Origin of the sequence: Gymnodinialimonas mytili (genome assembly GCF_037544085.1) — a bacterium.
Taxonomy (GTDB): Bacteria; Pseudomonadota; Alphaproteobacteria; order Rhodobacterales; family Rhodobacteraceae; genus Gymnodinialimonas; species Gymnodinialimonas mytili.
Genome location: NZ_JBBIFW010000002.1, coordinates 382278 through 394512 on the forward strand (window position 1 = coordinate 382278; position 12235 = coordinate 394512).

At 60.5% G+C, this 12235-nt stretch carries 8 protein-coding genes; 3 read left to right on the top strand and 5 right to left on the bottom strand.

From position 1 onward, the window contains the following. Window positions 1–63 precede the first annotated feature (63 nt). The gene (locus V8J82_RS11395) at window positions 64–1068 is read right to left on the bottom strand and encodes a TAXI family TRAP transporter solute-binding subunit (protein WP_339975361.1); all 1005 of its coding nucleotides are present in this window, start codon (window positions 1066–1068) and stop codon (window positions 64–66) included. Window positions 1069–1195: 127 nt separating this feature from the next. On the opposite strand from V8J82_RS11395, the gene V8J82_RS11400 reads away from it, so the two are divergent. Continuing rightward, complete coding sequence (locus V8J82_RS11400) at window positions 1196–2140, top strand: LysR family transcriptional regulator (protein ID WP_339975363.1); 945 nt, start codon at window positions 1196–1198, stop codon at window positions 2138–2140. A gap of 72 nt (window positions 2141–2212) precedes the next feature. On the opposite strand, the gene katG is transcribed toward V8J82_RS11400, so the two are convergent. After that, window positions 2213–4393, bottom strand: a complete 2181-nt coding sequence (katG, locus tag V8J82_RS11405; RefSeq protein ID WP_339975365.1) for a catalase/peroxidase HPI — start codon at window positions 4391–4393, stop codon at window positions 2213–2215. Between the two features lie 116 nt (window positions 4394–4509). Here katG and V8J82_RS11410 point away from each other — a divergent pair, with 116 nt between their 5' ends. Next, window positions 4510–5409 carry a hydrogen peroxide-inducible genes activator gene (locus tag V8J82_RS11410; protein WP_339975367.1) on the top strand — a complete coding sequence of 300 codons (900 nt, stop codon included), beginning with the start codon at window positions 4510–4512 and terminating at the stop codon, window positions 5407–5409. Window positions 5410–5469: 60 nt separating this feature from the next. Here V8J82_RS11410 and V8J82_RS11415 read toward each other — a convergent pair whose 3' ends face one another. From V8J82_RS11415 to V8J82_RS11425, 3 genes are all read right to left on the bottom strand, one after another. Next, on the bottom strand, window positions 5470–7176 hold the full coding sequence (locus tag V8J82_RS11415) for an OFA family MFS transporter (RefSeq protein WP_339975369.1): 1707 nt from the start codon (window positions 7174–7176) through the stop codon (window positions 5470–5472). A gap of 245 nt (window positions 7177–7421) precedes the next feature. Continuing rightward, on the bottom strand, window positions 7422–9389 hold the full coding sequence (locus V8J82_RS11420) for a sensor histidine kinase (RefSeq protein ID WP_339975371.1): 1968 nt from the start codon (window positions 9387–9389) through the stop codon (window positions 7422–7424). A gap of 3 nt (window positions 9390–9392) precedes the next feature. Then, entirely contained in the window at window positions 9393–10754 is a 1362-nt protein-coding gene (locus tag V8J82_RS11425) for a sigma-54-dependent transcriptional regulator (RefSeq protein ID WP_339975373.1), read from the bottom strand. A gap of 269 nt (window positions 10755–11023) precedes the next feature. Between V8J82_RS11425 and V8J82_RS11430 the strand changes: the two genes are divergently transcribed. Beyond that, on the top strand, window positions 11024–12223 hold the full coding sequence (locus tag V8J82_RS11430) for a hydantoinase/carbamoylase family amidase (RefSeq protein WP_339976032.1): 1200 nt from the start codon (window positions 11024–11026) through the stop codon (window positions 12221–12223). Window positions 12224–12235: the final 12 nt, after the last annotated feature.

A 12235-nucleotide genomic window follows, 5' to 3' on the forward strand; every position in this document is an offset into this window, starting at 1 on the left:
GGTCGTTGCGATTGGGGCGCTCAATCGCGGCGCCCTAATCCATGGGTCAAACGGCTGGAGGCGTCACTCCAACAGGCCCGCTTCTTCGTAGAACCGCTGGGCGCCGGGATGCAGGGGCACGCCCAGAACCTCGACACCTGCCAGAGCCGTGTCCGGCGTGATCAAGCGGCCCTTCGGGTGACCGTTATCAAGGATGCGACGGGTGGCATCGTTCCAAAGGGCAGCGGTGATGCCGTACATCAGGTCGTCATCGACTTCGGAAGATGTCACCAACATCGCAGAAACCGCAGGCGTCAGCGTGTCGTTCTCGATGCCTTCATAGGTCCCGCCGGGGATCATCGATGGGATGTAGGCCGGGATTGCCTCGTTGATGCGGGCCATGTCCTCTTCGGTAAAGGAATGCAGGTTCATGCCCGAGGTCGAGGCCAGCTGTACCATCGCCGCGACCGGCCAGCCGGCGGCGTAGAAATAGGCGTCCAATTGTCCATCGGCGAGGCGCGCGGCGGATTGGCTGTTGTTCAGTTCAGCTTCTTCGATGTTGTCCCGGGTGATGCCCCACAGCTCCAGCATCTGAAGAACCGCCACCTGCGTGCCGGACCCGGCCTGGGCGATGCCGACCCGCAACCCCTCAAGATCGCTCAGATCGTTGATCGTGACCCCGGCGGGGAGAACCAAGTGCAGATCTTCGGGGAATAGGTTGGCCACGATGCGCAGGTTGGGGTGTTCACGGCCTTCAAATGCGCCTTCACCCAGATACATTGAGCGCGTGACATCCGCCGCGGCAAGACCCGCCTCCAACTCGCCGTTTTGCACGGCGGCATTGTTGAACACGGAGGCGGTGGTGGATTGCGCGATGGCGATCAGGCCGGGAACCCCGCATTGGCCGCCTTCGTCGCAGGGCCGTGATCCGGGCGGCGCCGAGATCGACGAGGCAATCGCGCCGCCAATCGGAAAATAGGTGCCACCGGCACCACCGGTGCCGATGCGGAAAAACTCCTGAGCCGTCGCAGGCGCCGCGACCAAGGCGGTCGCCAGCGCAATACTGGCCAGTTTGGATGCAAAACTCATTGCGATCTCCCTGTATTGATTGGCATCGAAAAATGGATGCATTGGAACGGGATGAGCGTATCGATCCAATTCATAAAAACAAATTTGAAAGATTTGCATAAACCAAAGCGTTGCTTATGGTTTGGATATGAACCTTCAGCAGATCCGAACCTTCCGCGCGGTTATGACCTCGGCCAGCATGTCCGATGCGGCGACCAAGCTTGGGCGCACGCAACCGGCGGTCAGTGCATCTCTCAAGGCCCTGGAAGATGCGCTAGGTGTGACGCTGTTCGACCGAGACGGACGCAAGCTTTCCCCGCGGCCTGAAGCGCATTACCTCCTGTCCGAGGCCGATACCATGTTGGCGCAGGCGCAACGCATATCGCATACGATGCGCAGCATGTCGCTTGGCCAATCCGGCTCGATCACTGCGGTCGCCATGCCGGGGCCTGCTGCGTTGTTGTTCCCACGGTTTATCGCGGGATTGCTGCAGGGGGTGAAGGGTTTGTCGATTTCGCTTTTCGCCAGATCTTCATCGCAAATTGAGGAGCTTGCGAAGGCCCAAAGCATCGATTTCGGCTTTGGCGATGCGCCATCCAGCATGGATGGGCGGGCGCTTTACGAATGTCAGATCATCAGCGGCCAGTGCTTTGTGGTCGTCGATCCGGCCCATCCGCTGGCCGATCATGATGTCATCGACCTATCCGATCTTGACGGTGCGGCCCTGGGCACGTTGCAAAGCGATCATGCTCTGCGGCGCGAGTTGGAAACCCAGATGGCGATGGCTGGCGCCGAGCCCAACGTGTTTTTGGAAAGCCAGACATTCCTGCCGGTGCTGCAATTTGTCGAGGCGGGGCTTTGCGCTGCCATTGTCGATCCGCTGACAGCCTCCCATATCCGCGCGACCGGTCAATCGGAGCGCGCGATCCGGATCAAACCGCTCGCGGGTCATTTCAGGTATCGCTACGGGATTTATTGGCCGCGTTTCCGAGCCATCTCAACCATCGCAACGGATATGCGCCAGAATTGGCAGGACGAGCTTTGGCGGCAATTGAGCGAAATGGATGCGAGACCGGACCTCGGCGGAACATAACTGCCTTCGGCGCACCGGTTTGGTCTTGGGTGCCTCCCCGAGCGGCATGATCACCGCCCGGGGAGCTTTTGACTATGCGACCAGGTCGAAGCGGTCGGCGTTCATGACCTTGGTCCAGGCCGCGACGAAGTCACCCACGAACTTCTCGTGATTGTCGTCTTGGGCATAGACCTCGGCATAGGCGCGCAGGATCGAGTTTGATCCGAAGACCAAATCGGCGCTGGTCGCGGTCCACTTCACCTCGCCACTGGTGCGGTCGCGGACCTCGTAGGTCCCATCCTCGTCGATATGGTGCCAGCTATTGCCCATATCCGTGAGGTTGACGAAGAAGTCCGTCGTCAGCGCTCCCTCGCGATCCGTGAAGACACCGTGCTTGGAGCCGCCATAATTGGTGCCCAGCATCCGCATCCCGCCCAACAGAACGGTCATTTCCTGCGCCGTCAGGCCCAGAAGCTGCGCACGGTCGAGCATCATTTCCTCAGCGGACACCGCATATTGGTCCTTTTGCCAGTTGCGGAACGCATCGGCGACGGGTTCCAGCACATCGAACGAGTCCGCGTCCGTCATCTCGTCGGTCGCATCACCGCGGCCCGCGGCAAAGGGCACCTCCATGTCGAAGCCCGCCGCTTTGATAGCTTGCTCCAGGCCTACATTGCCCGCCAGCACGATCACATCGGCCACCGAGGCACCGGTTTCCGCGGCGATGGGTTCCAGGATGCCCAGAACTTTCGCCAGGCGCTCAGTTTCATTGCCCGCCCAATCCTTCTGGGGGGCCAGACGGATGCGCGCGCCATTGGCACCGCCCCGCTTGTCCGATCCGCGGAAGGTCCGCGCGCTGTCCCATGCGGTGGCAATCATCTCCGATGCAGACAGCCCGCTTTCGGCGATCTTGGCTTTGACCGCAGTAACATCGTAGCTCGTGTCGCCCGCAGGGATCGGATCCTGCCAGATCAAATCCTCTTCCGGCACATCGGGACCGTAATAATTCGCCTTAGGGCCCATATCGCGGTGGGTCAGCTTGAACCAAGCGCGCCCGAAGCAATCCGCGAAATACTCCGGATCGGCCATGAATTTCTGGCAGATCTCGTTGTAGATCGGGTCGACCTTCATCGCCATATCGGCATCGGTCATCATCGGGTTACGGTGCACGGCTGGGTCCGAGGCATCGACCGGTTTCTTGTCTTCCGGCATATCCACAGGCTGCCATTGCCACGCGCCCGCTGAGGATTTCGTCAGTTCCCACTCGTAGTTGAACAGGTAGTCGAAATAGCCCATGTCCCACTTGGTCGGGTGTTGGCTCCAGGCGCCCTCGATGCCCGATGTGAACGCATTGGCCGCCTTGCCCGCATGGCCCGGATTGGCCCAGCCAAAGCCTTGGGCTTCGATGCCTGCGCCTTCCGGTTCAGCCCCGATCTGATCATGGGCTCCGCCGCCATGGGCCTTGCCCACAGTATGGCCACCGCAGGTCAGGGCCGCGGTTTCTTCGTCGTTCATCGCCATCCGCGCAAAGGTCTCACGCACATGCATGGCGGTGCGCGCTGGGTCGGGCTGACCGTTCACACCTTCGGGGTTCACATAGATCAGGCCCATGTGCACGGCAGAAAGGGGGTTTTCCAGAGTCGAGGCATTGTCCAGATCACCGTAGCGGTTTTCGCTGGGTGCCAGCCATTCGCCTTCCGACCCCCAGTAGACATCGGTTTCGGGCGCCCAAATGTCTTCGCGGCCGAAACCGAAGCCAAAGGTCTTCAGCCCCATGGATTCGTAGGCGATGGTGCCCGACAGCAAGATCAGATCGGCCCAGCTCAGCGCATTGCCGTACTTCTTTTTCACCGGCCAGAGCAGGCGGCGCGCTTTGTCGAGGCTGGCATTGTCGGGCCACGAGTTCAGGGGCGCGAAGCGAATATTCCCCGCGCCGCCGCCGCCGCGCCCATCCTGCGTGCGATACGATCCGGCAGAGTGCCAGGCCAGCCTGATCATGAGGCCACCATAATGGCCCCAATCGGCGGGCCACCAATCCTGGCTTTCGGTCATGAGAGCCTGGACATCGGCCTTCACGGCGTCGAAATCCAGCGCTTTAACCGCCTGACGGTGGTCGTAGTTCAGATCCATCGGATTGGTCCGCGCGCCGCGCTGGTGCAGGATGTCGAGGTTCAGGGCATTGGGCCACCACTTGGTGACCGGCTTGTCCAACGACGTGTTGCCACCGTGATTCACGGGGCAGCCGCCGAGGCCGTGCACGTTGTTTCCGTCCATGAGGATCTCCGTTTTTTCAGCTGGGTCATAGCGCCTCGCTGCGCCTAGAATCGTTCTAACCGGCCTTAATCATTAACCCCAATTGAATCTGCTAACTGCCGTGATAAGTTTTTCAAATGATTGGCCTGACACTGAAACATCTGCGCTATTTCGAAGCTCTGGCGCGACATCAGCATTTTGGCCGAGCGGCTGAATCCTGCGCAATCTCGCAGCCCGCATTGTCTTTGCAAATCAAGGAACTCGAAGGAATGCTGGGCGCACCATTGGTCGAGCGTGCATCGCGTCAGATCCGTCTGACCTCGCTGGGCGAAGACTTCGCAGAGCGGGCGCGCAAGATCTTGCTTGAGGTCGATGAGCTGGACGATTTGGTCCGGGCGGCGCACGGGCCGATCTCGGGCCGCCTTCGGATCGGTGTCATCCCAACCGTCGCGCCCTACTTGTTGCCGCAGATCATCACCGCGCTGACCGCCCGCTTCCCAGCATTGGAATTGCAGCCCCGAGAAACAGTCACGCAATCCTTGATCGAGGACTTGCTGGCGGGCCGCCTTGAAATGGCCATTGTCGCGCTGCCGATATCGGAACCCGCATTGCAGGAGTTCAAGCTGTTCGAAGAGGATTTTGTTCTGATCCGCGCGCCGGAAGACGCCGCAAAACCTGTCCCAAGCCCGGAAAAGCTGAAAGAAATGCGGCTATTGCTCTTGGAGGAGGGGCATTGCTTTCGCGATCAGGCCTTGTCGTTTTGCGAGATGAAGCCATCGGATCCGCGGTATCTGATGGAGGGGAGCTCGTTGTCCACCTTGGCGCAAATGGTTGGCGCGGGCATGGGGCTGACGTTGCTCCCCGAAATGGCGCTGCCGCTGGAAACGCGCTCGGCCCATGTGTCGGTGGCCCGCTTCCCGTCGCCCAGCCCATCACGATCAATCGGGATCGTCTGGCGTAAGACGAACCCGTTGGTCGATCAGTTTATGAAGGTGGGCGCGATTGTCAGAACCGTCGGCCAGAAACGGCGGTCGTGACCGCGGTCATGTGGTGTGCAGCGGCCCCGCCAATTCGGCAGGGCCGCCACGGCCAATGGGTTACTCCGCCGGGGCCGCTGCGGGCTGATCCGCAGTCTTCACGTGGTGCTTGTCGTGCACCGGGCGGACCATCAGGTTCGCGAAGAACGCAATCACCAGCAGCGCCGCCATGCAGTACATAGTGGTGTTGTAGAGCGTCGGCGTCGGATCGATGGCGCCAGCCGGGGCAATCTCCATCAGCGCGGCGATGGTCACGGTGTTGGCCGCAACAAGCTCGTTGAGCTGTGTGACCGGGGCGCCGAACGCCGCCGCAAAGGTGGCCGGATCGATCTGCGCCACCAGATCGGTGATCGCGTTCTCTCGGGAGAGGTTGCGCAGATAGGTGATCGCGAAGGGCCCCAGCACCCCAGCGGTGGACCAAGCGGTCAACAGTCGCCCGTGAATGCCGCCCACATGCATCGTGCCGAAGATATCGGCCAGATAGGCCGGGATCGTGGCAAATCCGCCGCCATACATTGTGAAGATGATCATCGTGGCGATATAGAACCCGATCAACGCCGTCATACCGCCCGAGGCCGCGAAGAACGGGATCGTGCAGTACAGGATCGTTCCGATGATGAAGAAGCAGTGATAGGTGTTCTTCCGGCCGATGAAGTCCGAGGTCGACGCCCAGAAGAACCGCCCGACCATGTTGAAGACCGAGATCATCAGCACATAGGTTCCGGCAAAGGCCGCGGTGACCAACGCAAGATCCCCGAAGATTTCGTTGATCATGGTCTTGGCCACGCCGATCACGCCAATCCCGGCGGTCACATTGAAGCACAGCACCACCCAAAGCAGCCAGAATTGCGGCGTCTTGATCGCTTGGTCGATGTGCACGTTGTTGCGTGTCACCATGCCGGAGGCGGCCGGTTTGGGTGTCCAGCCTTCCGGTGCCCAACCTTCACGCGGGACGCGGTATTGGAACGCGGCAAACATCATCACACAGAAATAGATGATCCCAAGCGTCATGAAGGTGGCCGCGGCGCCCGTATTGCCGGTGCCTACCACGTAAACGCCGGCCTCACCGCCGAAGACCGCAGCCTCGCTGGCATTTGCCACGACCACCTCGACCAGCCCATTGGCGGTTTCCGCGAACCGGCGCCCGCCTTCGGTGACAAGTGAGACAGTATTTGTGGCGCCCAGATAGTCAGGCGCGGTTTGGTAGAGATCGAGCAACCATTGCTTCAGCGGGGCGCCGATCATTGCGCCGCCGCCAAACCCCATGATCGCCATGCCGGTCGCCATGCCGCGGCGGTCGGGGAACCATCTGATCAAGGTGGAAACTGGGGAGACATAACCAAGGCCAAGCCCCGCGCCGCCAAAGACCCCATAGCCCAGATAGACGAGCCACAATTGATGCATGGCGATGCCGACCGACCCGATCAAAAAGCCGCCGCCCCAAAGCGTGGCGGCGACCACCCCGACATAGCGGGGGCCAACCTTTTCAAGCCATTTCCCACCCACTGCGGCGGTCAGGCCCAGGCAGACAATGGCGACCGAAAAGATCCAAACAACCGATGACAGCGACCAATCGCCGCCGGACGATGAGACAACGCCCAATTCGCGGGTCAGCGCGGGGTTGAAGACCGACCAGGCGTAGACCGATCCGATGCACAGGTGAATGGCGATTGAGGCTGGCGGCACGCGCCAGCGATTGTATCCTTCCGGCGCAACAATGCTTTCTTTGTGCAGAAACCCGAGGGCTCCGCTGGCTCCATCCGACATGGGAATTCCTCCTATATCCCGGGGCCTCCTCGCCCCAACACGGTTGCGGCGTGGTCTGTTTGTCCACCTTTGTATGCTACAACCTAGGATAGAGCGTGCCCCTTGACCCAAATCTGCGTCAACATATTTATATAATAGGATCAATTAGTTATACGGATCTTGCGACTCCTTGGCAGGGCCGAAATGTCCAGAATTGGCCTGCTTCTTGAAAGACCTGCGGACAAAATGTCCACTTCCGGCGCGGCTTACTCAGCATTGTCGGACGAATTGTCCGCGACCGGGCACCAAATAAAAAATGTCGCACCTTGCCCAAATTCGCTCTCGACCCGAATGTGACCGCCGACTCGCGCCATCAAATTCTGGCTAATCGACAGCCCCAAGCCCGAACCTTTGCCGGGTTTTGTGGTGTAAAACGGGTCGAAAACGGCGTCGCTTGTGCCATCGGGCAGGCCCGGCCCGGTATCGGAGACTGCAATCTCGGCTCCGGCCTGATCCCCCCAATCGGCCGCCCTGGTTTCGATGCTGAGTGTACCGCCATGCTCCATCGCCTGCGCGGCATTCAGAAACAGGTTCACCAGGACCTGTTGCAACTCCGTCTCGACAATGCGGATCTGCGGCGCCCCATGATGCAGGCACTCCACCTCTATACCGTGATGGCGTAGATCAGGGGCCACCAACAACAGCGCGTCCTGCACCGCAACCAAGGGGTCGACCAGGGTCGCGCTGCCCGACAGATCCTCGGGTCGGGTGAAATTCAGCAGCTTTCCGACGATCACATTGATGCGATGGGTCTGCGCATCGATGAGGTCGAATTCCGTCCGGTAGTCTTCAGCGGTGTCGCCAAGGCCCAGCCGCATCACTTCCAGATTGCCCTGGATCACTGCGACCGGATTATTGATCTCATGGGCGACGCCAGCGGTGATTTCCCCGACGGTGGCCAGCTTTTCTGACATCACAAGTTGCGCAAACGTCGCCTCTAGCTTGCGATTGGTATCTTGCAGTTCTTCGGTGCGTTGATCGACCAATTCGTTCAGATTTTCGGCATAGCTGCGTAGGGCTTCGTCACGCTCTTGCACCTGATCCAGCAGCTTATCGAGATGCCGCGCGACGGTTCCGATCTCATCCTGCGTGCCCACCTCACCGATGCGCGCGTTCAACTCTCCGGCCTCGGCGCGGGCCATGGTGCCAGTCATTTGTTCCAGCGGCGCGAAGATCCCGCGGGCGAGTCGCAAGAAAAAGGGTACAGCGACACCGACAGCGACCAGAAACGCCAGAACAAGCGATAGGATGGTTTGATTGCGCTGCGCTGTGAAGGGTGCGGCCAGAAACCCGGTATAGAGCATCCCGATCCGCTCACCTGCGATATTGGTCAGCGGCACATAGCCCGAAATGTACCAATCGTTCACAACAAAGGCGCGGTCGAGCCACGGATCGCCTTCGACCATGACTTGCTGCCAAACCACCTCTGACACGCGGGTGCCGAGCGCGCGTTCCCCCTCAAACAGGCGCACATTGGTCGAGATACGGACATCGTCGAGAAATAGTGTGGTCGTGCCGGTTCGCACCGCTGATGTCGTGCCTTCCTCCTGATAAATCAGGCTGTTCATCGTATCGATGACGGACAGATTGCGGTTCAGGAGTTGCCCGCCGATCAATACCTGATCCGAACCTGGAAACCGATGCGCTGCTAGGATCAGCATCCCGCGGCTTTCCACATCGCGTGCAATGGGGCGCGCAGCCTCCGTCGGCACAATGGAAAGCGCGGCGCGGTTGGCTAGGTCAGGCGAAATTTGGGTCAGTTCTGTTGCGTCAAAGAGGGCGAGCCCGGCGCTTGGCGCATCGGGCGTGGCGGCGGTGGCAACCTCCAGGGCGGCTTCTGGGATCGTCTCGCTGTTGAGCGCACCGTAAAGGATGAAATCAAGACCAAGCCGCGCCTCGCTTTGTGCCAGGAACGCATTCAAGGCCGCATCGCCCGCCGCGCGTTCAGTGTCGAAATCGACCGATTGCGCCAAAGCGGTCAGGGTCGCGGCCTGGGTTGCTTCGATCCGGCGAAAGTATTGTTCGGCGACGCGCAGGTCACTGGCCACCTTTGCGATCAGCAGGTCGTCGAACCTCTCGATCCAGCGCAGCATGGTGGCGCCCAACAAGATCGGCAACAGAACGACAATTGGCAGCAGAGCCAGCAAGAACAAGCGCAGGCGGACCGACCGCATGGCTCAAATTCCCCAGGCTTGGCATTTTCGGTCAATCGTCTTGCGCGCCACGCCAAGGCGGCGCGCCGCTTCGGCCCGATTGCCGCCGCAGCTGTCAAGGACGTTCAGGATGTGGCGTTGTTCCATCGCCGCGAGGCTTTCCGATTGCGCGACTGGTTCAGCGCCGCTGAGGGCCTGTTCAAAGTCGCCGTCGATCAGGGCACGCTCAACCAGGTTGCGTAGCTCCATAACATTACCAGGCCATGGATGCGCCAAGAGACGCCGCTTGGCAGTGGCGGTCAAATTGGGCCGTGGCACGCCCATACGGGCGGCAAGGTTGGCCGCGAAGAAATGGGCGATCTCGATGATATCCTCGCTCCGCTCGCGCAGCGGGGGCAAGATGATCTCTCCCACATTCAACAGATAGAAAAGATCCGCGCGGAACCGGTTCTGATCGACCGCCTGTTGTAATGGTTCGGTGCTGGAGCAGATGATCCTGACATTCAGATCCAGGGATCGCGCGGCCCCGATGGGCCTGTAGCGGCCCGCAGTCAACAGTTCGACCAGCAGGTTCTGGCAGGGCGGCGATAGCATCCCGACATCCTCCAGAAACAATGTGCCGCCCGATGCATGTAAAAGCAGGCCATCTTCGCCCGATCCGTTGGTGGCTTTGGCAAGTTGGCCGAACAATCGCGCCTGAAACGTCTTCAGATCGCAACCATAGCATTGCAGCCAGACGAACGGGTTGTCGGCGCGCATTGATGTCGTGTGGAGCATCCGTGCCGCGACCTGCTTGCCAGCGCCCGCTTCGCCGCGGATCACCACATGGACATCCGTGGTGGCGGCCCGCTCGATGGCCGCACGCACCTCTGCGATCATCTCGGATGATCCGAGCAGGGCATCCCGGTGCCGCAGCAGATCCTTACCTTCCTCCAATTCATGACGCAGGACAGAGTTTTGCCGACGCAATCGCGTGCGGGTCAGGCTTTGCGCAATCGCATTCAGGATTTGGTTCGACCGGAAGGGTTTGAGCAGAAAATCGGACGCACCCGCGCGCAGGGCGGCAATCGCGGTATCCAGATCCGCATAGGCTGTCATCAGGATCGAGTCGGAAAACAGACCGATCCGTTGTTGTTCGGTCAGCCAATCCACCCCGCTTTTGCCCGGCATCACATTGTCCAGCACGATGACGTCAAAGGAGCGTTCATCAAGGCGTTTGGTGGCTTCCGCCGTGTCGGCGGCCACCTCGACCCGCGCGCAGACCGGCGCAAGTGTCTTCTTCAGGAAGTTGCGCATCCCGGGTTCATCATCGATGACCAGCACCGAGGCGTCTTTGAGGGTCTCCGTAAAGCGGTCCGTCCCGGTGGTGTGTCCAGTGTCACTCATCGGATTTGCGACCCGATATTTGCCGCTCGACACCGCGCGCATAGCTGCAACAGTCCAAGGCCGGTCGCGCGGCCGATTGTAAGCGGTCCATCTCAGAAGCCTCCCTCCAGAGCTCTAGCTCGGGCTCTTCTTTGGTTGCACACAGCGTCCAAAAAGTGCCTGTCGTAGAGGCCTGCAAGGCTAGCGGTCCTGTGCGCCTACTTGCAAGCGCGCTGCTGGTGGCCGCTTGACACATCCGGCGCCGCGCGGTCGGATTGCGCATGGCACAGATCACAGTCAATTCGAGTAGGTTTCTGGCCGATCTGCACGCGCTGCGCGACTTTGGTCGGGACGGGCAGGGGGTGCGGCGCCGTGCTTTTAGCGATCCAGATCTGGCCGCGCGCGCTTGGTTGGCGGACCGCATGGCTGAGGCGGGGCTGACACCGCATTTCGACCCGGTCGGAAATCTCTTCGGATTGGTGCCTGGTCAAAGCCTGCTTCTCGGCTCGCATTCCGACACTCAGCCCGAGGGCGGATGGCTTGACGGCGCTTTGGGTGTGATCGCGGCACTGGAAGTGGCGCGCGCCAGTCTTGAGGCGGATGGCCGCGCGATCTCGGTTGTGAGTTTTCAGGACGAAGAGGGGCGGTTCGGTGCCCTGACGGGCAGCTCGGTCTGGTCCGGCAAGCTGAACCTTGCGGCGGCCGATGCACTGGTTGCGACCGACGGCACGCAGTTTTCCGATGCCCGCGCCAGGCTTGCTGCCCGCGCATCGGACTTCGTGGATCCGGCGCGATTTGTCGGATTCCTTGAGATGCATATTGAACAAGGACCAGTTCTGGATCAGGCGGGCGACACCATCGGGGTCGTCACCGGCATTGTCGGATTACGGCAATTCCAAATCACGGTTAAGGGTGAACAAAACCATGCGGGCACAACACCCATGGCCATGCGGCGCGATGCTTTTGTGGCTGTGACGCGCATCGCGACCTTGCTCGAAGACCGCCTAGCAAATATCGCTACACCTAAAACCGTCTGGACCATCGGGCATCTTCGGCTGGAGCCCAACGCCTCGTCCATCGTGCCCGGCCGGGCTGTCTTCATGTTGCAATGGCGCGATGCCGATGCGGAAAGGTTGCAGCGTATCGAAGAGGCTATTCAGGGTGTTTTGGCGGAGGTGCAGGGAGGAACCGGCTGCGCGATCACATTCGAACGCCTGCGTCAGGATTTGGCACCGATGCCGATGGATGACATGATGCAGGCTGAACTTGCGAAGGCGGCAAAGCGTGTCGCGCCGGGGCAATGGCGGTCGATGCCATCTGGCGCCTTACACGATGCCTCGAATGTCGCGGCCTTGATGCCGGTGGGAATGCTGTTTGTGCCGTCGATCAACGGGATCTCCCATGCGTTCGAGGAAGACACAGCAGAAGATGATCTGGTGATCGGGCTCAAGGTTTTGGCCGAGGCCGCAAGTCGCCTTGCGCCGCTTTAGAATGAGAACGGG